21 protein-coding genes are annotated in these 25,620 nt (G+C 45.1%); 14 read left to right on the forward strand and 7 right to left on the reverse strand.

Going from position 1 to position 25,620, the window contains the following annotated elements; genetic code table 11:
* Positions 1 to 18: 18 nt before the first annotated feature.
* The 3 genes from RBH91_RS04235 to RBH91_RS04245 all read left to right on the forward strand — a co-directional run bounded on the left by RBH91_RS04235 (position 19) and on the right by RBH91_RS04245 (position 3,164).
* Complete coding sequence (locus RBH91_RS04235) at positions 19 to 1,185, forward strand: sialidase family protein (protein ID WP_404802472.1); 1,167 nt, start codon at positions 19 to 21, stop codon at positions 1,183 to 1,185.
* Between the two features lie 47 nt (positions 1,186 to 1,232).
* The gene (locus tag RBH91_RS04240; protein ID WP_307893584.1) at positions 1,233 to 1,979 is read left to right on the forward strand and encodes an SDR family NAD(P)-dependent oxidoreductase; all 747 of its coding nucleotides are present in this window, start codon (positions 1,233 to 1,235) and stop codon (positions 1,977 to 1,979) included.
* Positions 1,980 to 2,180: 201 nt separating this feature from the next.
* Positions 2,181 to 3,164: an AraC family transcriptional regulator gene (locus RBH91_RS04245; protein ID WP_307893585.1), complete on the forward strand. Its 984-nt coding sequence runs from the start codon at positions 2,181 to 2,183 to the stop codon at positions 3,162 to 3,164.
* Here the strand turns inward: RBH91_RS04245 and RBH91_RS04250 are convergent.
* The 3 genes from RBH91_RS04250 to RBH91_RS04260 form a co-directional block, all read right to left on the reverse strand.
* On the reverse strand, positions 3,159 to 4,736 hold the full coding sequence (locus RBH91_RS04250) for an alpha-L-rhamnosidase-related protein (RefSeq protein ID WP_307893586.1): 1,578 nt from the start codon (positions 4,734 to 4,736) through the stop codon (positions 3,159 to 3,161). The genes RBH91_RS04245 and RBH91_RS04250 overlap by 6 nt on opposite strands.
* 19 nt (positions 4,737 to 4,755) lie before the next feature.
* Positions 4,756 to 6,120, reverse strand: a complete 1,365-nt coding sequence (locus RBH91_RS04255; protein ID WP_307893587.1) for a glycoside-pentoside-hexuronide (GPH):cation symporter — start codon at positions 6,118 to 6,120, stop codon at positions 4,756 to 4,758.
* Between the two features lie 651 nt (positions 6,121 to 6,771).
* A complete protein-coding gene (locus RBH91_RS04260; RefSeq protein ID WP_307893588.1) occupies positions 6,772 to 7,641 on the reverse strand; it encodes a DMT family transporter in 870 nt (289 codons plus the stop codon).
* A 136-nt stretch (positions 7,642 to 7,777) separates the two neighbouring features.
* On the opposite strand from RBH91_RS04260, the gene pdxR reads away from it, so the two are divergent.
* The 3 genes from pdxR to RBH91_RS04275 all read left to right on the forward strand — a co-directional run bounded on the left by pdxR (position 7,778) and on the right by RBH91_RS04275 (position 11,092).
* Positions 7,778 to 9,214 (forward strand): MocR-like pyridoxine biosynthesis transcription factor PdxR, encoded by a 1,437-nt coding sequence (pdxR, locus tag RBH91_RS04265; protein ID WP_307893589.1) that lies wholly within the window; start codon positions 7,778 to 7,780, stop codon positions 9,212 to 9,214.
* Positions 9,215 to 9,343: 129 nt separating this feature from the next.
* A complete protein-coding gene (locus tag RBH91_RS04270; protein ID WP_404802473.1) occupies positions 9,344 to 10,261 on the forward strand; it encodes a DMT family transporter in 918 nt (305 codons plus the stop codon).
* Positions 10,262 to 10,372: 111 nt separating this feature from the next.
* Complete coding sequence (locus RBH91_RS04275) at positions 10,373 to 11,092, forward strand: YebC/PmpR family DNA-binding transcriptional regulator (protein WP_307893590.1); 720 nt, start codon at positions 10,373 to 10,375, stop codon at positions 11,090 to 11,092.
* 84 nt (positions 11,093 to 11,176) lie between these two features.
* Here RBH91_RS04275 and RBH91_RS04280 read toward each other — a convergent pair whose 3' ends face one another.
* A complete protein-coding gene (locus RBH91_RS04280) occupies positions 11,177 to 11,395 on the reverse strand; it encodes a hypothetical protein (RefSeq protein WP_307893591.1) in 219 nt (72 codons plus the stop codon).
* Positions 11,382 to 11,720 carry an ArsR/SmtB family transcription factor gene (locus tag RBH91_RS04285; RefSeq protein ID WP_307894662.1) on the reverse strand — a complete coding sequence of 113 codons (339 nt, stop codon included), beginning with the start codon at positions 11,718 to 11,720 and terminating at the stop codon, positions 11,382 to 11,384. The genes RBH91_RS04280 and RBH91_RS04285 overlap by 14 nt, the downstream gene beginning before the upstream one ends.
* Positions 11,721 to 12,025: 305 nt before the next feature.
* Between RBH91_RS04285 and RBH91_RS04290 the strand changes: the two genes are divergently transcribed.
* The gene (locus tag RBH91_RS04290) at positions 12,026 to 12,796 is read left to right on the forward strand and encodes a hypothetical protein (RefSeq protein ID WP_307893592.1); all 771 of its coding nucleotides are present in this window, start codon (positions 12,026 to 12,028) and stop codon (positions 12,794 to 12,796) included.
* Between the two features lie 379 nt (positions 12,797 to 13,175).
* On the opposite strand, the gene RBH91_RS04295 is transcribed toward RBH91_RS04290, so the two are convergent.
* On the reverse strand, positions 13,176 to 14,129 hold the full coding sequence (locus RBH91_RS04295; RefSeq protein ID WP_307893593.1) for an AEC family transporter: 954 nt from the start codon (positions 14,127 to 14,129) through the stop codon (positions 13,176 to 13,178).
* Positions 14,130 to 14,380: 251 nt separating this feature from the next.
* Here RBH91_RS04295 and RBH91_RS04300 point away from each other — a divergent pair, with 251 nt between their 5' ends.
* The 7 genes from RBH91_RS04300 (at position 14,381) to RBH91_RS04330 (ending at position 24,483) form a co-directional block, all read left to right on the forward strand.
* Positions 14,381 to 15,823 (forward strand): DASS family sodium-coupled anion symporter, encoded by a 1,443-nt coding sequence (locus tag RBH91_RS04300; protein ID WP_307893594.1) that lies wholly within the window; start codon positions 14,381 to 14,383, stop codon positions 15,821 to 15,823.
* Positions 15,824 to 15,846: 23 nt separating this feature from the next.
* A complete protein-coding gene (gene maeA, locus RBH91_RS04305) occupies positions 15,847 to 17,460 on the forward strand; it encodes an oxaloacetate-decarboxylating malate dehydrogenase (protein ID WP_307893595.1) in 1,614 nt (537 codons plus the stop codon).
* Between the two features lie 78 nt (positions 17,461 to 17,538).
* Positions 17,539 to 18,462, forward strand: a complete 924-nt coding sequence (locus RBH91_RS04310) for a LysR family transcriptional regulator (protein ID WP_307893596.1) — start codon at positions 17,539 to 17,541, stop codon at positions 18,460 to 18,462.
* A gap of 110 nt (positions 18,463 to 18,572) precedes the next feature.
* Positions 18,573 to 20,030 carry a benzaldehyde dehydrogenase gene (locus RBH91_RS04315; protein WP_307893597.1) on the forward strand — a complete coding sequence of 486 codons (1,458 nt, stop codon included), beginning with the start codon at positions 18,573 to 18,575 and terminating at the stop codon, positions 20,028 to 20,030.
* Positions 20,031 to 20,495: 465 nt separating this feature from the next.
* Entirely contained in the window at positions 20,496 to 20,897 is a 402-nt protein-coding gene (locus tag RBH91_RS22620; RefSeq protein ID WP_370510587.1) for a methyl-accepting chemotaxis protein, read from the forward strand.
* A 172-nt stretch (positions 20,898 to 21,069) separates the two neighbouring features.
* Complete coding sequence (locus tag RBH91_RS04325; RefSeq protein WP_307893598.1) at positions 21,070 to 22,494, forward strand: SLC13 family permease; 1,425 nt, start codon at positions 21,070 to 21,072, stop codon at positions 22,492 to 22,494.
* Positions 22,495 to 22,593: 99 nt separating this feature from the next.
* Entirely contained in the window at positions 22,594 to 24,483 is a 1,890-nt protein-coding gene (locus RBH91_RS04330; protein ID WP_307893599.1) for an ABC-F family ATP-binding cassette domain-containing protein, read from the forward strand.
* A gap of 191 nt (positions 24,484 to 24,674) precedes the next feature.
* Here the strand turns inward: RBH91_RS04330 and RBH91_RS04335 are convergent, their stop codons facing one another.
* A complete protein-coding gene (locus RBH91_RS04335; protein ID WP_307893600.1) occupies positions 24,675 to 25,571 on the reverse strand; it encodes a LysR family transcriptional regulator in 897 nt (298 codons plus the stop codon).
* Positions 25,572 to 25,620: the final 49 nt, after the last annotated feature.

The following is a 25,620-nucleotide window of genomic DNA, read 5'->3' on the forward strand; positions in this document are numbered from 1 at the left end:
TCTTAAGGAGTGGTTCAAGTGGATAATCTGACATTTGACGGAAAAGTGAAACAAGCAGAAAGTGATACCTCTCGTATTGAAGCATATATCCCATCTGATTGTGTGCAAAATCATGCAGCCAACCTGCTGCCGCTAGATAACGGCGATTTATTATGCGTTTGGTTTGCAGGGACACAAGAAGGCATTTCAGACATCCATATATACATGTCAAGGCTGAAGAAAGGAGAAAAAGCATGGAGCAAAGCCGTAAAAGTCTCTGAAGATCCAACCCGGTCTGAACAAAATCCTATTTTATTTACTGCGCCGGATGGAAAACTGTGGCTGTTATACACAGCGCAAAAGTCGGGAAATCAAGATACGGCGATAGTGAGATATCGCATTTCAGAAGATAATGGACATACTTGGGGGCCGATCGGCACGTTGTTTGACACACCGGGAACTTTTATTCGCCAGCCGCTTGTTGTCATGGATAATGGGGAATGGCTGCTGCCTGTTTTTTATTGCCGTACGTCCAAAGGGAGAAAATGGACGGGTGATCAGGACGTCAGCGCCGTTAAGATTTCCAAAGATCAAGGGGAAACATGGGAAGAATACGAAGTGCCTAATAGTTTAGGCTGTGTTCATATGAATGTTGAAATGCTGGAAGATGGGACGCTTTTGGCATTATTCCGCAGCCGTTGGGCTGACAATATTTACAGCAGCTTTTCAACCGATTATGGAAGAACATGGTCTGAGCCCGTTCCAACAGAATTGCCTAATAATAATTCTTCCATTCAATTCACAAAGCTGAATAATGGCCATCTGGCTTTAGTTTTTAATCATATGAACGCTGAGAACTGTACTGAACGCAGGACATCATTATATGACGAGATCGAAGATGAAGATGATCACAGTGCTGATATGAATGAAAATGCTGAGGAGGGACGGACGGCTTTCTGGGGAGCGCCAAGAGCGCCTATGACAATCGCTATCTCAGAAGACAACGGCAAAACATGGCCTTACATTAAAAATATAGAAGTTGGCGATGGGTATGCGATGACAAATAACTCTAAGGATGGGTTAAATAGAGAATACTCTTATCCTGCGATCAAACAAACCCCGGACGGAAAAATCCATGTTGCATTTACGTATTACAGGCAAGCCATTAAGTATGTCGCCATTACAGAAGAATGGGTGAAAGCTTAATACCTAGTTTAATAGAACGGCAAAATGTCATAAAAGGGGGGATCGATTTGTTGCTGAGAGGTACGGCCGCGATTGTAACAGGCGCAAGCAGGGGGATCGGGAAAGCTGTTGCATTGACATTGGCTGAACACGGTGCATCACTGGTCATCAACGGAACAAATGCTGAATTGTTGAATGATTTGGCGTTGCAGATTGAAGAGCTTGGACAAAAATGCGTCATCCACATTGGAGATGCCGTCAGGCCAGAGACTGCCGCGCAGGCTGCGGAGGCGGCGATGGAACATTTTGGACGAATTGACATTTTGGTCAATAATGCAGGGATTAATATGCGGAGTTCAACATTAGAGATGAAAATAGAGGATTGGCAAACCGTTTTGGATGTTAATTTAAACGGTACGCTATTTTTTTGCAAAGCTGTTTTGCCCTATATGATGGAACAAAAATACGGGAAGATTGTCAATGTGAGTTCGACAACAGCAAAATCCGCCCATCGGAATGCCGCTCCATCATACGGCGCTTCAAAAGCCGGCATTAATTATTTGACAAGGCATCTCGCTTTGGAAATGGCGCCAAACAACATATATGTCAACGCTGTTTGTCCCGGACCTATCGAAACGGACATGAGCCGGCAGTGGTCTGACGAATACCGGCGGGAAGTTACAGCCAGAATCCCTTTGCAAAAGCTGGGCACACCGAAACATGTAGCAGATGCCGTCTTGTTTTTGGCTTCAAGCATGTCTGACTTTATAACAGGTGAAACCATTAATGTGAATGGCGGGACATATATGAATTGAGGACGGGGTGCTATGAGAAAAGAAAATATAAATACAAAAGAGCCTTTTGACATATAAAAAGGCTCTTTCTATTTCTAAAGCAGGATTACCGGGAAGGAAGTCGAATCTTTTTAATTGAAGGCCATATACGTTTGAGAATCCATTCCTTTTGTCCGCCCCGAATAAGATACCCTCGCCGTACAAACCAGGGAGGCAGCCGCCATGAATCACCGCCAATTAGACCGCTACCTGCGAAAATTAGACCCGATTGAAAAAATCCAGATCAAGACGGGGGAAAATGTTCCCGATTTTGACGGAAAGGAGCTGTTGGTTGAGAACGACAGCGATATTCCCCGTTTGCAGGAAAATTATTTTTTTGATAAAGGGCCGATTTTTATCAGCAAGCATCACCGTTTTGCAGATATGCCACTCCACATGCATTCCTTTATCGAAATCAATTATATTTACTCAGGCGAGTGCCGGCAGATTGTGAACGGGCAGGACATTAAGCTGATGGAGGGGCAGGTTTGCCTGCTTGATCAAGATGTGCCGCACAGCATACCGGCGCTTGGCGAAGATGATATTTTGGTGAACATCATCATGAAAAAAGAGACGTTTTCATCGGCTTTTTTAGGTCTTCTCCATAATACCGGGATCGTTTCGAATTTTTTGGCGAATGCCGTTTTGGAAGATCAATCCCATGACCGCTATATTTTGTTTCACTCGCAAGACAACGACAATTTGCAGTATATCTTAAAAAATATGCTGTGCGAGTTTTTTGATTCGCAGGATTATTCGTTTGAGATGCTGAATTACTATATTCCCGTAATGTTTACCGAATTGATGCGGGTGTATCAGGTCGATAAAAATTTTGAGCTCACCCTTACAGGAGGTAAACGCAACATCATCGAGATTCTGCATTATATTGAACGGCATTATCGCGACTGCAGCCTGACGACGCTGGCAAAAGCGTTTAATTTTAATCCGAATTATTTAAGCAATATGCTGAAAGCGCGTACAGGCCAAACGTTTGTCGAGCTGGTGCAGACTCAGCGGATGATCCGCGCAGCCGCGATGCTGAGAAAAACCGGGAAAACGATCGATGAGATTGCTTATCAGATCGGCTATGAAAATTTAGGTTATTTTTATCGGACGTTTAAAAAGCATTTTGGAGAGACGCCAAGCCGCTTTCGAAAAGGCCTATAAGCGGTACTTCCTGATGAAATAGGCCGGTGTGCAGCTCCAGGCATGGCAGTAGCTGTTGATTAATTGGCTTCCGTATGGCGAGAACGCTTTGTCGTTTGGGTCGTATGCCTCCCAAAATGCATCTGCTCCGTCTTTCATCATTTCTCCCCAATAGCCTTTGATATGGCTGATGGCTTTTTCCTTTTCGCCGACAAGGATAAGCGCTTCGACCAAGTAATGATGCATATACGGTGTTGTGAGGCCGATGGCCGGCTTTTCTGACAAGAGCCTCTGCATGAGCCGGCGATTTTCCGCCGGAGGCAGCACTTCCGCCAATCCCATCCAAATCTGGCTCGCCCATGAGATCTGTTTTTCCTGTCCGCTGACGAAAAACCCCTTTTCTTTGTCCCATAAATGAGCAATTGCTGCTGATGAGATCTCTTGTAGCCGCTTATTTAAACATTGCCGCTTTCCGCTCTCCAGAACCTCTGCAAGCTTCACCGCCTGTTTCATTGCATAAATTAAGATGGCCTGTGAAGATGTCTGCTTGTTAAGTTTTTCATGCCAGTCAATAAATGAATACCATGAATCATCGTCCTGGACGATATCGCGCTCGTCTAAACGATCGAGTGCAAGCTCGATTTGCCGGTATGCGGTCGGCCAAAGATCAGACAGCGTGCCGCGGTCATTTGCGGCAAAATAATAATCATATAATGTGCTGACAAACAGCAGTGAATAGTCAAAGAAATAAGTGTCATCCGCAATATATTCGGGCGCGGTAAATAAATTAGCCGCTACTTGCCCTTTGGCATCGGGGAGCCCCGCAAATAAATACAAACAGCGCTTCACAAGGTCATAATTGTGAAAGGTCTCATAATCTGACAAAGCTTGCAGGCGCAAATCGCCCAGCCACAAACGCCGATCGCGCTTCGGCCCGTCTTCGAACACATCCTGCATGCAATTTTGCAGTGTTTTCATACTTATCTTGTCAATCTCACACATCATTTGATCTTCGTGAATGAGCGGTTTGACGCGCGAGCTGTCGGCAGAAGTCACCGTCCTGCATGTCACTTCGTCAAAGGCGACGCGGTATTTTGGCGAAGTATCCAGGATGTCGAACTTCAGATAACGGAAGCTGTAGCGGCGCGGCAGCTCAACCTGCCCGGGCATCACATCTATATAAATCGTTTCTTCTTGCAGCCATGAGCTGCTGATCCAGCCGTTATATTCAGAGAACGGCTCTGCCATTTCAACAGGCATTTCGCCAAAGGTCAGGCGCAGGCGAAGCGGAGCATCGGGCGGACTTCCGATTGGTTTAATGTACATGCTCACGTATCCGACAAGGTGTGTGCCAAAATCGAGAATAAATTGATCGCCTTTTCCGTAATCACCGCCGCCAAGCTCTTCGGCGGGAGAGACCGCCATTGCCCGCCAGCCATGTATCGCAAGCGGATCTGCAGAAACGACGGCTAAATTGTCCGGGCGCACGGTCGTTTGCAGCAGCTGCGGTTTTAATTGTTCTGCTGTGTTTATGAAATATTCATTTCGTTTAATGGCTCTTTTATTTGTTTGGATTTTCGGTTTATTTTTCATTGATATCCTCCATTTCGAGCTAGAGTGCGGTCTGATGGTCGTCCGTTTCGTCTTTTTGGTAGCGCTCGTCAAGTTCGGCCCGTATTTTAGGATAGATTTTATCAAGGTTGTAGAAGCACATCGTCACCATTGATAAAACGACCAATACAGCCGGGATGATTAAATAGCCTAATTTAATCGCAAACAACGCAGAATCCGGCTGGGCTTGATTCGGAACGTAACGGCCCCATGTCAGGAGCAGACCTGATAATGCCCCTGCAAGCGCAAACGTTAATTTTCCCATAAAACCGTTCAGCGCCATCATCAGGCCTGATGCGTTGATGCCTGTTTTCCATTCGCCGTAATCGACAGGATCTGCCTGCATCGAAAAGTAAATGGCCTGCCTTAGTCCATAGCCTGATGCCGCAATGACAGCACCGATGATCAAGCCCGTGACATTCACATTTGAGATGAGCATGACAACGATTCCGGCGAGATTAACCGCGCTTGCGATCATGAACAATGTGCGTTTGTACATCAGGCGCGCGAAAAACGGCGTCATCAGCGTGCCGAAAAGCGGGACGAATGAACTGATCGTGGCAATGATGCTTGCCAAATCGGCACGGCCGATATGATAAGTAAAAAAGTAGATTAAGGTCGCCTGCTGCAGAAAATATGAACCCCACATAAAAATGATATTGATCATGAAGATGTACCACGGTTTATTCCCTTTTAAGCCGGAAAATGATGTCTTCAAGGTCACTTTTTGCCGCCTGATCTTGACTTTTTCCTCCACATTTTTAAATGTGAAAAAGAACAACAGCATCCCGATGACAGCGAAAATCAGCATCGTCCAGAAGAACCCTTGTGCTTGAGAGCCGCCTCCCAGCGCATTTACCATCGGAAGCGTGAGCGCGCTGACTGCCGTTGCCCCGATCAGCGAAAAGATAATCCGAACCGTTGCAAGAGTTGTCCGTTCATTGGCGTTGCTTGTCAGACTAGGCAAAATCGAAGCCATTGGAATATTGACCATCGTATATGCCGCAGACAATCCAATATACGTGATATAAGCGTAAATCAACTTGCCCGTCTCTCCCACATCAGGCACTAAAAACGTCAGCACAGCCAAGAGGCCGAATGGAATTGCGCCGATTAAAAAGTACGGACGCGATTTGCCCCAGCGTGTATTCGTTTTGTCAATGGCAACACCCATCAGGATATCTGTGATTCCATCCACAAACCGCGTCAGCAAAAAAAGCAGGCTGACATGGGCAGCCGCCAATCCTGCGACATCTGTGTAATAAAATAAGAGGTAAAGCGTGATCATCTGCCATATTAAATTGCAAGAAAGATCTGCGGCGCCGTATCCAATACGCTGCCGCCATATCATTGCTTTTGAACCCATCTGAATTCCTCCGATCACTGTCTTTTCATCAGGTGGAAGGATTCATGGCGCCATTTATTCTCCCAATATTATTAAAGCGCTTACAATTCAGATTAACAATGAACTTATTACAGAATAAATTACGTTTTTTACAGGTTTAGCAGCGTCGATTTGGGAATTTAAAATGAGGAAAAGGCGGAAAAAGGGGGGACAGCATGCAGCAATCTCTGTTAAATACGAATTTGAAAAAAACCTGAAATCCTATCCTCGCCAGAACGTTTACACTGCCTGCTATTAGATGATTTTTTGAATGGGGTGGTTCAGGAGGCACATGGTTCAAAAAGGATGGCGCCGCCAGCGGAGGGATCAGGTCGATCTTCTGCTTTTTCCATAAAGGATGAGACGAGAAAGCAGGATAGATTGCGCAGTTCGACCTGTGTGCGCGTTAATGACTGCTTTCATCAAGGCGCGCCGTTCCAAATAAAAAGGATGCCCCACCCGCGGGACATCCCTGATTTTATTCACTCAACCCATTACTCCCAATCACACTTTGATACCTATAAAAACTCTTCTTCCGCCACCGTTCAAGCGTGCCGTTGCCGTCATCGTCCTGGATACTGATTTTTTTAAAAGATATAGGGCAAAAGATGGTTAAAGGCATTTATCTATCATTCATGCTGGTGTTTTCCGATAGGTGAACAATACACCCGCTATCGTCACCATCCCTCCGAGCAGGGAAAGAAAAGCAGGAACTTCCCCAATCCATATCCATGAGATGATGAGCGTTAAAGCTGGTGTTAAGTAAAGCGAAACCGCAGCTTCTGCAGCTCCTACGCGCGAGGTTATATAAGCAAGGGCAAAATATGGCACAACTGTCGGCAGCAAACCTAGATAGACGACACTGGCAGTCGATTGAATGGATGCGTTGCCAAGCTCTTCAGCCATTCCTGGCAGGAAGAACAGCATTGGAATTGTTCCGCCCCAAATCGTATATGTAACAAATGGGATAAAACCATAATTTTTAATATAGCGTTCTTGAAAAACGAAATAGAGGCTCTCTGAAATCGCAGCTAATAAGATGAACAAGATGCTTGCCGCCGAGTGTGCAAAGTTTCCAGTACCCAATGAAATGAGCCCGACGCCTAAAAAGCTGATACATGATCCAATCCATTTAGCTGCACCAAATCGTTCTGCAAAAAACAACCGGGCTAATAATGCTGAAAAAATAGGTGTAGTCGCGACAAGCAGGCTTGCCATTCCGGCGCTAACCGTTTCCTCGCCCAAATTCAGCAACGTGTGGTAGGCAGAAAAGCCTAAAAAACCGAGTAATAAAATAATGGGAATGTCTTTTGTATGCGGCAGCCGCATCCGGATCGCAGCAGCCATGACAACTAAAGCTGCGGAACCCGACAGCAGACGAAGCAATGTGAGATGCTGCGGCGCATAATCCTCCAGGCCCGCACGAATTCCCGGAAAAGCTGAAGCCCAAAGAAAGATCATAAGGCAGTATGACATCATGATGTAAATCGTCTTTTTCTCCATGAATTTCACAATCTCCTTTTCAAAAAACCAACCAGTTCATATGTGTGTATCCATCTTAATGGACATTTGATAAAATGACTTCAACCAGTTTATGAAATGTTAAACCAACCACTTTTCTGCCTGAGGAGACAAATTGATGAGGAATAAGAAAACAGCAAAACTTCCGAAATACAAACAAATTATCGAATTTATAAAAGAGAAGATTGCAAATGGCGAGTGGCCGATCGGCAGTAAAATTCCCAGCCAGCGAACATTGGCAAAAACCTTTCATGTCAACAGAAGTACGGTGATTACGGCATTGGAAGAATTAATGGCTGATGGATTAATTGAAGGCAAAATGGGGAAAGGCACGGTCGTCATCAGCAATACATGGACATTGTTAGCCAAAAATTCGACGCCTGATTGGGAGAAGTACGTAGCCGCGGGATTTCAGCAGCCCAGTCAGAAAACGGTTCAGGAGATTAATCAATCGGAAGCAAATGCCGAGCTGATACAGCTCAGCAAAGGCGAGCTTTCAAATGAAATGTTTCCGCTGGATTTAATGAAGGAAATGATGGGGAAGGTATCCCAAAACATGAATGCCTTTGGTTATGAGGAGCCAAAAGGCTATTTTCCTTTAAGAGAGGCGTTGAGCCGCTATTTACAAACGGCCGGCATCCACGCTTCCCCGTTTTCCATCTTGATTGTTTCAGGCGCATTGCAAGCATTGCAGTTAATATCGATGGGGCTTTTGCAAAGCGGATCAACCGTTTTTCTTGATCGGCCTTCTTACCTTTATTCTTTGCATGTGTTTCAATCTGTGGGGATGAAGCTGACGGGCCTGCAAATGGATGAAGAAGGCCTGATGCCGCAAACCATCCGGATGACGCCAAACATGCGGGGCAGAGCGATTTTATACACAAATCCTTGTTTTCAAAACCCGACCGGAATGTTAATGTCTCAAAAGCGGAGGGAAGAGATTTTGGCATTCAGTGAACAAGAGCAGCTTCCTATTATTGAAGATGATATATACCGTGAACTATGGATAGATCATCCGCCGCCGGACCCGATGAAATCGGATGATAAACATGGTCGTGTCTTATACATCGGAAGTTTTTCGAAAACGCTCAGCCCGGGCTTAAGAATTGGCTGGATCGTCGGTCCGGAGCCGGTCATTGAACGCTTATCGGATATTAAAATGCAGACGGACTACGGCTCAAGCTCGCTTTCGCAGCGAGTCGCAGCAGAATGGCTCACCACCGGCCATTATCAGAAACACTTGGAAAACGTCAGGGAGCAGCTCAAATTCAGAAGAAATTTCGTCTTAAAAGTTTTAGAAGCAGAGCTGGAAGGGCTGGCCGCATGGAACGCTCCAAAAGGCGGATTTTTTATTTGGCTGAAGATCCTGCCATCCATATCGATGAAATCTCTTTATGCAAAAGCATTATCCCGTGGGCTGCTCCTTAATTCCGGGAGCATATATGCTCAAGATAACGGCAATTACATTCGGCTGTCATATGCTTTTGCTTCCTGCGAAGATCTTAAAAAGGGGATTATACTGTTAAGGCACTTGATCAAGACGCTATCAAGCTGAGGAGGCCTATTTCTTTTTTGTATTTATTAGAAAAAACTGAAAAAATATAATAAATGCCACCCTTATTTTTGATAAACTATATAAATATGAAAACTAGATTTAAATACATATAGACAGGGGAAAAATTTAATGCGGAATCAACTTGCTGCATACATATCAATGGCGCTCGCGATGGCGATCGTCGGCAGTTCGGTCGTCGTCGGCAAGCTGATGGTGGAAACCATTCCGGTGTTTCTGTCGTCAGGCATTCGTTTTTTGATTGCGGCTGTTGTTTTGATCATCTTGTTGTTTTATTTTGAAAAGGGCTTTCCCGCTCTTACGAAAAAAGATGTCTTTGTTCTCTTGATACAGTCTTTTACAGGCGTTTTCCTGTTCAGCGTCTGCATGCTTTATGGCGTCAAGCTGACGACGGGAATGGAGAGCGGCATTATTACGAGCACCACGCCGATGGCTGTCGGTGTTTTGGCTTTCTTTTTATTGAAAGAAAAAATCGAAAAGCGAATGGCTGCCGGCATAGTGTTGGCCGTGATCGGCGTGATGACGATCAACCTGTTCGGGGCAGGCAGCCAAGGCGAGAACCCTTATGCTTTAATGGGGAATCTTTTAATCGCGGCTGCGGTCATCGGTGAAGCGATGTTTACACTAATGGCGAAGCTGCTGTCACCTCATATTTCCGCATTGGCGATATCGACGTTTGTGTCGCTTTTTGGTTTTTTATTTTTTCTCCCGTTTGCTGCGATTGAAGCGCTGTCGTTTGATTTTGGCGCGCCGGGAATTCTTGACTGGTCATATGTGATATATTATGCGCTGATTGTAACTGTCCTCGCCTTTTTCTTATGGTACAGCGGCGTGACAAAAGTGCCCGCAGGTGTGTCCGGGATTTTCACTTCGGTTCTCCCCGTTTCAGCTGTTGTGCTGTCGGGCCTCATTCTGAAGGAGCAATTTACCTATATTCATTTGATTGGCATCGTGTTTGTCATGGCAGGCATTTTTGTCACAGTCTTAAAGAAAGAACCGCAGAAGGACAGCAGAAATCTCGCGTCTTAAGGGGATTTCCAAAAAAATGTCGCAAATTCGATGCATCAACATAATGAATTCGCCCAGGGCTGCGGTATAATAGATTTTGTGAATTCAATGTTGAAAGAGAGTGGTTACATCATGGGCCGTAAGTGGAACAATATAAAAGAAAAGAAAGCGTCGAAGGATGCGAATACAAGCCGCATCTATGCGAAGTTCGGACGCGAAATTTATGTGGCGGCAAAGCAGGGAGAGCCCGATCCTGAATTAAATCAGGCGCTGAAATTCGTGCTTGAGCGCGCCAAAACATATAATGTACCGAAAGCGATTATCGAGCGGGCGATTGAAAAGGCGAAGGGCGGTTCTGAAGAAAACTATGACGAGCTTCGCTATGAAGGCTTCGGACCGAACGGTGCGATGGTGATCGTCGATGCGCTGACGAACAATGTCAACCGGACGGCGGCGGATGTGCGCTCCACATTTGGCAAAAACGGCGGAAATATGGGTGTGAGCGGCTCTGTCGCATACATGTTTGATCCGACGGCCGTCATCGGCTTCGAGGGCAAAACGGCCGATGAAGTGCTCGAATTATTAATGGAAGCGGATATCGATGTCCGCGATATTATAGAAGAAGATGACGCGGTGATCGTCTATGCCGAGCCTGATCAGTTCCATGCCGTTCAGGAGGCGATTCAAAACGCTGGAATCACTGAATTTACTGTCGCAGAGCTGACAATGCTTGCGCAAAACGATGTGACGCTTCCCGAAGATGCACAGGCTCAATTTGAAAAGCTGATTGATGCGCTGGAAGATTTGGAGGATGTGCAGCAAGTTTATCATAATGTTGATTTAGGCGAGTAATCACAAACCGCCCGTGATTGGAATCATGGGTGGTTTTCTTGCAAAAAAATCCCCATCGTACAGAACTACTAAATGGGGAAAATGCTATTCTACATCTTTTAGTATTGCTTCAATTTTATCAAGCCGCTGCTTGATATCCTTTATTTCCTCGTTTTCAAGTTTAAATTTATCTTCAGCCAATTTGCCGTTCCTTAAATATCTTTTGACAACCTTTGTTAAGGCTACGAGACCCACGATGACAAGCGCAGCCATTACTAAATAATATATAGGTATTAAAATTGTGATGATATCAACTGTCCCCATCTTTATTCTCCTTATATTCTGTAGATTGTTTTTTTGCTAATTTCTCAATCAAATCATTATCAATCGTAAAGGAAAATTCCTTTAGATAATAATATTTTAGAGCTTTACCATCTAATGAAACTTTCATTTCACTAAATATAATTCCTGCCTCCTCGAGTTTGGTTAAATGTAAATAAAGTAATGTCCTATTGATTTCTAACTTGCGTGCAAGCTCACTAACATAGCAACCTCCTTTTGATAAGATGGTTAAAATCTGTAAGCGAAATGGGTTTCCAAGGGCCTTTGCAATTAAGATTAATTGGTTTGGTTCATTTATTTTATTCATATGTAACAATAATTTAACACATGTGCATCTGAAAAAAAAGGTTTTTTTTCAAAAAAATGATTTGTTTGTTAAATTATGTGAGGGTGCAATGTTTAAGACGCTTTTTAATTTAAAAATTTTATAAAGCGAAATATTAAAGAAGATAAAATTGATTCATATCCTTGATCCTAAAAATGGTATAGAAGTATATTTTTTGTTTTTAATGCGTTGTTTCCAATGATTTTACATGATAATATTAACATTAGTTGAATAGACTTCCAGTTAAATGCACCCAATAAATTTACTTTATTTGGAGAGTGATTGGAATGAAGAGATCTTTAGCATTATTATTTTCCTTTTTGTTAGTATTCCCTACTGCCTTTGGGACTGCTAGTGCAAAGGAAAAAACACAAGATTTAAGTTTGGAAGAAAAAATTTTTGAAATTGATGAAAGTGATTTATCAACTCAAGCTAAAAAACAAGAGTTTATCCAAGCTTTGGAGGATGCAACTGATGCGGAGAAGACTGAATATCTTGAAGAAGTAGGAGAACGAGTACAAAATACTTTAAATGGAGTTGATGCTGAATTAGGTGAAAATCAAGAAATAGATTTAGGTATGGGGACGACTATTGAATTAGAATCTTCGGATGTTGTTGAGTCACCTGAAGATGAATTCGCAAAGACTTCTGGATATGATTTTTCAAAGGGAAACATACTCCAAAAAAATTACGGTGCTAGAAGATTTACATGCAGGGTTAGTGTAAAATCACTTGGTATCACATTAGGATCTCTAGTGCTGCGAAACCATTATACGGTGGGGAATTTTGGATTGAAAATGAGGTATGCATCCGATAATGGTACATCTGGAACAGATCCTTTAATGATTATCACTAGTTCTTCTACATCGGTTCCTGATGGTAAAGCTGAAAAAGTAGGGTATGATATGAATGCAAGAGGTTCGTATAAATGGAAACTAGGAATTTCAGGTATATATATATCTTTCACATCAGAAATATACAGTACAATCAAGTTAAGTAAGCTAAATAAGAAAAAGAAATTTGCTGTCGTATATCAAAATTATAAATTTACTGAGTGATGACGCTTTAAATATTGGTTTAAAAATATAATTGGTTCTTAAATTACATTTCGACAGCTTAAACGCTGTCATTTTTTATTTGAAGCAAAAAGAGTCATTGCCCATTTTTTCCTTACCCACTCCATCTCGGGCTTTTGTTGTTTTTTTGGAATATGTTGGTTAGTTTCATTTTCTTCATTAAAATTGCTTACGGCTTTCTGTATTTATTTTTTTAGGGTGTCCCGGCAATTGTAAGCCATTCGACAATACCCTTGTCGAATGGAATGATCACACTAGGATTTAGCCATAAGAAAACCCCACTTAGAATGAACGTAACATTGATGTTTTTTCAATGTCCATTCTAAAGGGGGGCACTTCACAAACCGGTCAGCTTTTTTATTTAAACAAACTGCAAAAGCTGCATCAATATCGGCACGACAAACATAAAGAGAATCGTGCTTGTCGCGACGGTGTTTGTCGCAAAGTCGACGTCGCCGCCGGCTTCCGCGGCGAGCATCGGTGTCACGGTCGGGGTTGCTGTGGCTGATTGCACGATTAATGTCTGCTTTAACAGGGACGCCATTGGGATCGGCAAGAGCAGCAAAAACAGCACGAGCGGCGAAATCACGAAGCGCCCCAATAAAACGCCGATCGTATCTTTGTCAAAACGGATGCTTTTCAGCCCTGATTGATTTAAGACGATTCCGATGAATATCAATGACAGCGGTGTGACCAGATTTCCTACATATGTCAGCGCAGAGCTGGCGAACTCAGGCACGGGGATTTCAAACCAGAGAAAGACAATTGAAATGATAAATCCTAACAGCGGAGGCGGCAAAAGCTTTGACAACAACTGCTTAAACGTTATTTTATCCGCGCCGCTCCGCCCGTCGATGCTGTCTTTGGCAATCAAAAAGGCGCCCAATGACCAGAGAGAAATCGTATTAATAATATAGTAGACAAGGAAATAAGGCAGACTTTTTTCGCCAAACAGGGCGATGTTCAGCGGCAATCCGATAAAAATGGCGTTGGCATTGACAAATGAAGCCCTGAAGGTGCCGATTCTGCCTTTTCTCGTGCGCAGCATTTTAGATAATAAATAGGCGATCACATAGGAAATGATGACCCCGCACAACGGCCAGATCAAACTGCCGGATAAGTCGATCAGCTTTTCTTTCGTGAAAAACTTTAAAACGGAAACGAAAATTGAGCAGGGCAGCGCTATTTTTGTGATCAAGTTTGAGACGCTGCCTTTAAACCCTTCCGCAAACCAACCCTTCTCATTTAACACAAATCCTAATGCGATCAATAGCAAAATAATGATGACGCTTGAAATCGATGTCCAAATATTCATGTCCATTCCTTCTTTTTATTTATTATGGAAATAAAATATTTCCTGGTTCAAATTTTAGAGCAGCAGAAAGACGGCTCACAATATCGTTTATTTATAGACTGATAAGAAATATTTATCAGCATGCCGTACAGCTTGTCGGGAAAGTCACTATTAGTTTTATTTATGAACATATAAAAATTCTATAGGGGTTTTTTGCGGTAAACCGGGCCTACAATATCAGCGAGCACAAAATGAATAAGGAGTTGATACTTGTGGCTGAGGGAAGTGATCCTGAAAGAAAAGCCCGGCAGCTGGCGTTTAAACCGATTCCGTTTCTCATTTCGATGATTGTTGGAACGGTGCTTTGGTTTTTACACTACCCGTCAGGCATTTCGATTCAGGGCGGTCATGTGCTGGCTTTATTCCTGGCAACGATCATCGGCTGCATCTTGAATGCGGCTCCGCTTGGACTTTATGCATTTATCGATTTGATCATTTTAACCGTTACGCATACAGTCAGCGCTGAAGTTGCCTTTTCGGGATACAGCAACAGCACGATTTGGTTGATTGTGGCGGCATATTGCGCGGCCATCGGATTTACGAAAACAGGACTCGGATTAAGAATCGCTTATCTTTTCGTCAAACTGTTCGGTAAACGGACATTGACTTTAGGATATGCCCTGATTTTATGCGAATTGGTCATCTCACCTGCAATTCCGAGCAATACGGCGCGGGGAGCGGGCATCATTTTTCCGATCATCCAGCAGCTGGCGAAATCATACGGTTCTGATCCGAAGCAGGGAACAGCGCGAAAGATTGGCTCATTCCTGGTGATTCTGGGGTTTCACGCCAATTTATTGACGTCGGCTATTTTTCTGACCGCGATTTCAACGAGCCCGATCGCGGTGTCATTAGCGGAAAAACTCGGTGTCCACATTTCGTGGGGACAATGGGCTTTAGCTGGGTTATTGCCGGCGGTTGTCTCATTGATCGTGATTCCGCTGTTCATCTATCTCGTCTATAAACCGGAGATTACGGAAATGCCTGAAGCACCGGCGATGGCGCAAAAGGAACTGGAGAAAATGGGGCCGGTCAAACGCTCGGAAATTTATATGCTGATCTCATTTCTCGTGATGATTTTATTGTGGATCTTCGGAAATGCACTCGGCGTCTCGACAACGATTGCAGCCTTTATCGGTGTGACGATGCTCGTTTTCTTTGGCGTCATCCAATGGTCTGACATTCCCGAACAAAGAAGCGCCTGGAACCTGCTCGTCTGGCTTGGACCACTCTTGATGATGGGAGCCCAGCTCAACCGATTTGGCGTTATCAAATGGTTCAGCAATGTTGTCAGCGCGGAAGTCCATGGTTTGTCATGGGGTGTGGCTTTCGTGGTGTTAGGTTTGATTTACTATTACAGCCATTACTTCTTTACGAGCCTGATCATTCACGTCAATGCGTTCTACACACCGTTTTTGGCGATTTTGATCGGCATGGGTGCCCCGCCTGTTGCATCCGCCTTATATTTGGCTTTTCTAACGGCGCTGTGCGCACAGCCGACAAATTACGGAACACTTGCCGGACCGCTGTATTTCAGTTCTGATTATGTGTCATCAAAAGCCTGGTTCGGCATAGGATTTGCCGTATCTGTCCTGACATTTGCGATTTGGACAGGCCTTGGATTGCTTTGGTGGAATATCATCGGATTGATGTAAAATAAAAAAGTGAGGTTTTTCATATGTCAAGCATTTTAGCAAATCCATTATTGAACAAAGGAACAGGATTCAGCAAAGCAGAACGCGATTCATTGGGGCTAAACGGCTTGGTGCCTCCGGTCATTCAAACAATTGAAGAACAGGAGCAGCAAGTTTACAGCCAGTATCAAAAAAAGGCAAAACGTCTTGAAAAAAGAATTTTTTTAATGGATATATACAAAACAAACCGGACGCTTTTCTTCTATACAATGGGAAAGCACCTTGTCGAATTTATGCCGGTCGTCTATGATCCGGTCGTGGCAGATGCCATTGAGGAATACAGTGACCGCTATGTATCTCCGGATGCCGTCTATCTGTCCATCAATGATCAGGACAATATGAATGCAGCGCTGGAAAGCTTTGCCGATGGACGGGATATCCGATTAATCGTTGTGACAGACAGTGAAGGGATTTTAGGTATGGGCGACTGCGGCATTAACGGCGTGGAAATCGCAACCGGAAAGTTAGCCGTATATACAGCGGCGGCGGGTGTTAACCCAAGCCAGGTGATCCCTGTTGTCTTGGATGTCGGAACAAATAACAAAGAACTGCTGAACAATCCGAATTACCTGGGAAATAAACACGAACGGATGACTGGTGAGGCGTATGATCGATTCATCGACAAATTTGTGAAGAATATCACAAATTTATTCCCTAAAGCACTGCTTCACTGGGAAGATTTCGGCAGGGCCAATGCGGCGACGATTCTCGAAAAATACCAATCTGACATCTGTACAATCAATGATGACATTCAAGGAACGGGGATTGTCATTTTAGCGGCTCTTTTAGGATCAATTAAAGTGTCAAAAATACCGCTGAACAAACAAAAAGTCTTGATTTTCGGAGCCGGAACTGCGGGAGTCGGCATTGCCAATCAAATTTTGGAGGAAATGTTGCGGACAAATGACATCACCCTTGAAGAAGCTAAAAAGCAGTTTTATTTAGTCGATAAACAAGGTTTGTTAACGGATAACATGCCGGATCTGACAGTCGGACAAAAGAAATTTGCTAGGCCTCATGCCGAATTGCAGGGCAAACAATACAAAGATTTACAAGACATTATCGCTTATGTGAAACCGACTGTACTTGTCGGTACATCAACGACACCGAAGGCCTTCACTGAAGAGGCGATCAAAGAAATGGCGAAATACGTTGAGCGTCCGGCTATCTTCCCGATCTCGAATCCGACAAAACTGATTGAGGCACAAGCGGCCGATGTCATCAAATGGACGGATGGAAAAGCTTTGGTATGCACAGGAATTCCTTCTGATGATGTCGAATGCAACGGCGTCACTTATCAGATCGGCCAAGGAAACAATGCGTTAATGTATCCGGGACTAGGCCTTGGCATTATTGTTGCCGAAGCGAAGGTCGTCACGCAAAACATGCTGTCGGCTGCTGCGCGGGCTGTTGGTGATTTGGTCGATCCTAAAGTTGAAGGGGCATCGATTTTGCCGCCGGTCGCAGACATGAGAAAAGTATCAAAAATTGTCGCGGAAGCTGTCGTGAAGCAAGCGATTGAAGACGGCGCCAATCAGAAAGAAATCGCCGATGTTGAAAAAGAAGTCAGCCGTTCCATCTGGACACCGCGGTATTAACAAAACTGTCACTTGTAAGTCCCCAGAAAAAGGCTATCATTTTAAATGATAGCCTTTATGTAAGGAGACACCATAGATATGAACCTGAAAGATTTGGAGTATTTCCAGACGCTTTGCTATACGAAAAGCTTTACAAAAACAGCGGAAGTCCTTTATGTGTCCCAGCCATCCGTTACGTTTGCGATTCATCGCCTCGAAGATGAACTTGGTGTTAAGCTGTTTGAAATCAATAAGTCGCACCGTTCCGTAGAGCTGACGATCGCGGGACAATTTTTACAGGATAAAGCCCAATCGATTTTAACAGCGGTTGACAATACCGTCAGGGAGATCAGGGAGTTTAATCATCCGATGATCCGCCTGGGGCTGCCGCCGATCATCGGGGGCTACTATGCGGCAGATATCATGAAGCAGATCGACAATAAAGGGCTTTTGCCTTTTATCACATTGGTTGAAGACGGCTCAGAACTGCTGATGAAAAAAATCGAAGAGAACAAACTGGATTTGGCGATCATCGGTTCAGCCTCGCCGCTTTCAAACAGAAAAATAAACAGCATCCCCATCACGTCTTCAGAACTCGTGATATGCACTTCCAAGAAGCATCAATTCAGCACTTATGACAAGATTAATTTTCAGGAATTGGAAAATGAGAAGATGCTTGTGCTTGGAAAAGCATTTGTTCACCGCACAGCTTTTCAGTATTTTACTAAAAAATACCGGATGGCGCCGAAAATTGTCTACCAAACAGATAAAATCCAAACGCTTAAATCATTGATTGCGGTTAACTGCGGCATCAGCCTTTTAAGCAGAATGGTCGTGTCAGATGCGGAGGATATCACAACAATTCCTTTGGATGAAGAGGTCATTCCTTATTTTTACGTGTCGATTTGCTTTAACAAAAACCATACGCTAAGTGAAGAAGAAAAATTGATCATCGAATTGTTTAAAACCCATAGGAAAAAGAGTTTGACGGATCAACCGGATTTTACCGATATCGCGCGGTAAAATCTTTTTTTATGCCTAAAGCCCTGCGAGATTGAATTTTTTTGAAAGAATGCCGATACTTATATTGAAGTCTAACTTTTCCCAAAATTGTTTGATAGGAGATGGCCCGAATGATTCAAATATCTGATCTCAACCGTCAATACATAGGAGGGGAATGGAGGGACGGCCAAAGCGGCAATATGTTAGCCGATCTAAATCCATATACCCATAAAACGATTACATCTTTTCGCAAAGCAACGCCTGATGATGTCGACCAAGCCTACAAATCGGCTTTGGAGGCGAAGAAAAAATGGGATTGCGTCGGTCCATATGAGAAAAGAGCGATTTTCGAAAAAGCCGTCGCTTACATTGAAGAGCATACAGAAGCGATTGTGTATCTCATAATGGAGGAGCTTGGCGGCACAAGGTTAAAAGCTGCTTTTGAAATTGATCTTGTCATCAATATGATCAAAGAAGCTGCGGGCTTCCCGCTTAAGATGGAAGGGAAAATTCTGCCTTCGCCGGTTGATGGAAAAGAGAATCGGCTTTACCGGATTCCGGCCGGTGTCGTCGGAGTCATCAGTCCGTTCAATTTTCCGTTCTTTTTATCCGTCAAATCGGTTGCTCCGGCGCTTGGCGCGGGAAATGGCGTTGTGCTGAAGCCTCATGAGGAGACGCCGATTTGCGGGGGCACCTTGATTGCAAAGATTTTTGAAGAAGCCGGACTTCCGAAGGGTCTTTTGAATGTCGTTGTGACTGATATCGGAGAAATCGGCGACAGCTTTGTTGAACATCCGATTCCGAGAATCATCTCGTTTACCGGTTCAACAAAGGTCGGCAGCCATATCGGACAGCTGGCGGTAAAACATTTTAAAAAACCGCTGCTTGAGCTTGGCGGCAACAGCGCCCTGATCGTTCTTGAGGATGCCGATTTGGAGTATGCGGTCAATGCGGCGGCCTTCAGCCGATTCACCCATCAGGGGCAAATTTGTATGTCGGCCAACCGGATTCTCGTGCAAAAAGAGGTCCATCCGCAATTTTTAAAATTGTTTTGTGAAAAGGTATCCGCGTTTAAGACAGGAGATCCGATGGATCCTGAAACCCTTATCGGGCCTGTCATTAATGAACGCCAGGCGGAACATTTAAGAAAGGCGATTGAAAAAGGAATTGCCGAAGGCGCCGTCCCGCTTATCAAGGGTGAAATCAAAGAAAATCTCGTCGAACCGACGATTTTAACCGATGTTCAGCCTGACATGTCCATCGCCCAGGAAGAGCTGTTTGGTCCGGTTGTATGCGTCATGCCGTTTCAGACAGAGGAAGAAGCGATTAAGATTGCCAATGATACAACATTTGGCTTAAGCGGGGCCGTACATACAGGAAATGTTGAACGCGGTGTTGAAATCGCCAAACAGATTGAGTCGGGTATGATCCATGTCAATGACACAACGATCAACGATGAATCGCATGTCGCTTTCGGAGGAGAAAAGCAATCCGGACTCGGGAGGCTGAACGGCGAGTGGAGCCTTGAGGAGTTTACGACATTAAAGTGGATCTCTGTCCAGCACCAAAAGAGAGTTTTTCCATATTAAAAGGAGGTTTGAAACATGAGTGAAGCAGTAAAAACAGACATCCATCCTCTCCTGGATGCTTTTGTGAAGGTTGCGCCTTTCCTGAATCAGCTGATTCAGGATGATGTGACAGTCGGTATTTATGATACAGAAAAGCTGATCATCAACATTCCGGGTAAGACATTTTCCCTGAATGTAAAACCGGGCGATCCTTTGCAGGAAGGGGACATTATTACAGACGCCATCCGTCAAAACAAAAAGAAAGTCAGCATGGTGCCAAAGGAGCTGTTTGGCTTCCCGCTTGCCGCCAGAGCGATTCCGCTGAATGACGAGAACGGCCGGGTCATCGGCGGCGTCGGACTCGGCACAAGCCTGGAAAAATCAGACCAGCTTCACCGCGTGGCAGAGAGCTTGTCCGTCATCGTTGAACAGACGGCGTCAGCCATTCAGGACATCGCCGGGTCTGTCAGCGGATTTTCCGGCCAAATGTCCGATATCTCCAAGCAGGCGAAAGAAGTAAGTGAGAGCGCAGGTGAAATCGAAAAGATTTCCGTCACTGTTAAAGGCATTTCAGACCAAAGCAACCTGCTGGGGCTGAATGCGGCAATCGAAGCAGCCAGAGCCGGAGAATCGGGAAAAGGATTCTCTGTTGTGGCAGACGAGATCAGAAAGCTTGCGACACACTCAAAAGAAAACGTCGGCCAAATTGACCAAATCACGAAAAAGATCCACGCCTTATTGAAAGACCTTGAACATTCGATTGAAGTCATCAATGAGCATACAAGCGGCCAGGCCGCCGGTGTTGAACAAATTTCCGCGACCATGCAGGAAATCAGCAGCAATGCGCAGAACCTCGCAAAAATGGCGGAACACCATTTTGAAGACTAGATATATAGAAAAGGAGAAGCTGTCCGGCAATGTCGGCGGCTTTTTTTATGAATCAGCCGCCCCCAGCCAAATCCCAATAATTAAAATTTTATTTTAAATTTTTTAGAGGATTTTTCCCCGCCCAAATCGAAAGTGATAAACGGAAACCGCTTTCAAAGGGAGGAAGGGATATATGAGAGTATATACATCAACAAAACTGACCGGATTATTGTTGGGGCCGATCGGTTTTTTGCTGATCTTTGGCTTGATACCGGAGGCGGAGCTGGCTTATGCACCGCGGGTCATTCTTGCTGTGACGGCATGGACGGCCGTCTGGTGGATCACGGAAGCCGTGCCGATTCCCGCCGCATCGCTGCTGCCTATCATTCTTATGCCCACATTAGGCGGTTTAGATATGGAAACGACGGCTAAGGCATACGGCGACCCGATTGTTTTTATGTATATGGGGGGCTTTATCATTGCGATCGCGATTGAGAAATGGAATCTTCACAAGCGGATGGCTTTGCATATTTTAAAGCGCATCGGGGCGGAAAGCCATCGGGTTGTGCTGGGGGTTATGCTGGCGACAGCGTTTTTATCGATGTGGATTTCAAACGCCGCCACCGCCTTGATGATGCTTCCTGTCGCGCTCGCTATCATTAAAGAAGTGCAGGAAAAAGAGATTTTAAAAGGGGATTCCCTGCAGAAATTCAGCAAAAGCATCTTGCTGGCCGTCGCATATGCTGCGTCAATCGGAGGGCTCGCCACTTTGGTCGGTTCTGTGCCGAACGCGGTGTTTGCGGCGATGTCCAGAAAGATGCTGAATCAGGATATTATGTTTTTTGAATGGTTTTTGTTCGGATTTCCGGTTTCTGTTCTTTTTCTGATCATTCTATATGTTTATTTAACGAAGGTGAAGTTTAAAGTCAGCCGCTTTGAAGGAAAAAAGCCCGGGTTTATCGATCATGATCTGAAGGCGCTGGGGGCGATGACAAAGGAGGAAAAATCGGTATTCGCCGTTTTTTTGGTGACCGCATTTTTATGGATGTTCAAATTTCTCCTTCCATTTGCGGTATCAGATACGTCAATCGCCATTTTTGGTGCGGTCCTGCTTTTCTTAATTCCAAGCACAAAGGATGAGCGGATTTTGGAGTGGAAGGATATGCAGTCGCTGCCGTGGGGCCTGCTTCTCTTGTTCGGGGGCGGATTGTCGCTTGCATCGGGTTTTTCAGCAACGAACTTAACGGCATGGATCGGCGGCAAGCTTAAGCTTCTGGAAGGCCATCCATACTTGCTTGTTGTGGTCGTGTTAACGGCGTCGATTTTATTTATGACGGAGATCATGTCCAATACGGCTGTCGCCAATATGGTGATCCCGATGACCGTCGGCCTTGGCACCGCGCTCCAGGTTGAGCCGTACGGGCTGATGGCCGCAGCTGCGCTCGCATCATCCTGCGCCTTTATGCTTCCGATTTCCACCCCGCCGAATGCGGCTGTATTCAGCGCCAATGTATTGAATATGAAGGATATGATCAGGGCGGGGTTCTGGCTGAATATTGTGGGGATTTTGATCATCGTGATCAGCGTCTATTTTTGGCTTCCGGCCGTCCTTCAGTGAGATTCAGCTGTTTTAAGAGCTCACAAACCTCTCACTAGTTTTCTTTCAAAAACTGCTTTAAAATAAAGGTATGACATTACGTTAGGATTGGTAGAATACATGAGCATTTTAAAAGCTGAAGGTTTATATAAAACATACGGAGACAAGACATTATTTGATTATATATCGTTTCATATTGAAGAAAATGAGCGAATCGGCTTAATCGGACCGAATGGAACCGGAAAAAGCAGTTTGCTTAAAGCGATAGCCGGCTTTGAATCAACGGAAAAAGGAGAGATCACGAAATCGGGCAGCCTTCAAATCGAGTACCTGCATCAGGAACCGGATTTGGATGGCCCTGAAACGGTGCTGGAGCACATTTATTCAGGCGATTCCGTGATGATGCGGACGATGAGGGCGTATGAAAAAGCATTGCAGGAATTGAATGCGTCTCCCGACGATCAGAAGAAGCAGGATAATCTTTTGGCCGCTCAGGGCAAAATGGATGAACATGGCGCCTGGGATGCGAACACGGCGGCAAAAACGATTTTAACAAAGCTCGGCGTCGCCGATGTGGCAAAAGAAGTCAGGGCTCTTTCCGGAGGCCAAAAAAAGCGCGTGGCGATTGCCAAAACACTCATCCAGCCAGCAGACCTTTTGATATTGGATGAGCCGACGAACCACCTTGATAATGAAACAATCGAATGGCTTGAAGGCTATTTGAGCGGATATCCCGGTTCAGTCGTACTCGTCACACATGACCGCTATTTTCTAAACCGGGTGACAAACCGGATCTATGAGCTTGATCGCGGCCACCTTTACACGTATAAAGGGAATTATGAAGTGTTTTTAGAAAAGCGCGCTGAACGGGAAGCGCAGGCTGAACAAAACGAAACGAAGCGGCAGAACCTGCTCAGAAGAGAGCTCGCTTGGCTGAGAAGGGGAGCCAAAGCCCGTTCGACAAAACAGAAGGCCAGGGTTCAGCGGGTGGAAGAACTGAAAGAGCAGGATGGGCCTGAAGCGGGTTCATCCCTCGATTTTGCGGTCGGCTCCCACCGCCTCGGCAAGCAGGTGATTGAGGCTGAAGGCGTTGAGATCAGCCGCGGCGGAAAACAGCTTGTCAGCTCATTTGATGAACTGATTATACCCGGAGACCGAATCGGCATTATCGGACCGAACGGCATCGGCAAAACGACGCTGTTAAACGCGCTGGCCGGGCGCTTCGAGCCTGAAGCGGGCCGCATTACGATCGGCCAGACCGTCAGAATCGGCTATTATACACAGGATCACAGTGAAATGAATGATGCGTTGCAAGTGATTGATTATGTCAAGGAAACGGCCGAAATCGTCAAAACGGCCGACGGCCAAGTGATTACCGCCGAACAAATGCTGGAAAGGTTCCTCTTTCCGCGCCGTACGCAGCACAATTTTATCCGCAAGCTGTCGGGCGGTGAGAAAAGGCGTCTGTATTTGCTGAAAGTGCTGATGGAGGAGCCGAATGTCCTGTTTCTCGATGAGCCGACAAATGACCTGGATACTGAAACGCTTGGGGTTTTGGAAGATTATTTAGAGCAGTTTCCAGGTGTTGTCGTGACGATATCCCATGACCGCTACTTCCTTGACCGGGTCGTCAGCCGCCTGCTCGTGTTTGAAGGGAACGGATCCATCTCGCGCTTTCACGGCTCATACAGCGAATATATGGAAAAGCAAAAGGAAATCATCCGTGAGAAACCTTCCCAGGAAGCGGTTGAGACTGTGAAACCCGAGAAAAAGAAAAGGAAAAAGCTTTCGTATAAAGATCAGCTGGAATGGGAAGGCATCGAAGACAGAATCGCAGGCCTGGAAGAAAAGCATAAACAGCTTGAAGAAGAGATCGCAGCTGCGGGCAGCGACTTTGCAAAAATCGAGACACTGATGGAAGACCAAAAGAAAACAGCGGAAGAGCTTGAAGAGGCGATGGAGCGCTGGACCGAACTGTCGCTGATGATCGAGGAGCTTGAACAATCATAATGGACGGCTGCCCGGAGAGTAAAACGGCAAACAGTAAGCAGCCTGCTGCTGGCTGGTGGTGCATCCACGCACGTGCTGCAAAGAACTTTATGATTTTCGGTTTTGCCTGCTGGATCACGCTCATCTACAAATGAACGATTTTTTTATAAAAAGCTAAGCCCAGCATAAACGTTGCTGGGCTTTGTTTTTTCTCAACAATTGGACGAAAAATACCCGGTCACTCTTGCCCTGAATAACGATGCTGCCAGACCGAGCTCCCTGTCTTTACGGACAATGAGCCCATGCGTGGAAACAATCGGCGCTGATAGCTGCAATAGCTCGAATTGACCTGCTTCAAGTTCTTGTTTGACGGCGATTTCCGGAATGAAGGCAAAGCCGATCCCGCATCTTACAGCCTGTTTGATCATTTCGATGCTTGGGTATTCGAGGGCGCTGTTTCCTTCGATTCCGGCTTCCTGCAATAGCCGGCCCGCTTTTGTATGGTACACACAGCTTGTGCCGAAACTGATAAATGTTTCGCGGCTCAGGGCGCTCAGGCCTTCAGATTCAACTTTTTCAACCAGGTCATGGGATGCGATAAATACCAGCTTTTCTTCGAGCAAAGGGACGAACAGGATATCTGGCCGATTTGGATTTTGCGGCACAATCCCGAAATCGACGGCATGATCCAGCACCTGCTGAACGATATCTTGCTGAAACCCGCTTTCCAGTTTTAATCTGATGTTTGGATGATCTTTTGAAAATTCTTGAATCATAGTCGACATGCGCGTGAGGAAAAACGATTCCTGCATTCTGATGTCAACATTTCCTTGAGGCTGATCGAGCTCATTCATCGCTTCTTCTATAGATCTTCCTAAATGAATAAATTGATAAGCAAATGCAGCAAGCTTCAAACCGGCCGGAGTCGGTTTCACCCCTCTTGATAAACGCTGAAACAACCTTTGCCCGCAAGCTTGTTCCAAAAGCTGAATATGGCTGGTGACGGTTGATTGTACATACCCCAGCCGATCAGCAGCGCGGCTGAAGTTTTTTTCTTCCATCACGGCAATGAAGGTATTGAAAAATTTCCCCTCTAACATCTCAATCATAAAATGGTCATCTCCTTGATATCGATAAATAAAATGGTTTGTATCGCAA

Source organism: Bacillus swezeyi, assembly GCF_030908325.1.
In the GTDB taxonomy this organism is placed as follows: domain Bacteria; phylum Bacillota; class Bacilli; order Bacillales; family Bacillaceae; genus Bacillus; species Bacillus swezeyi.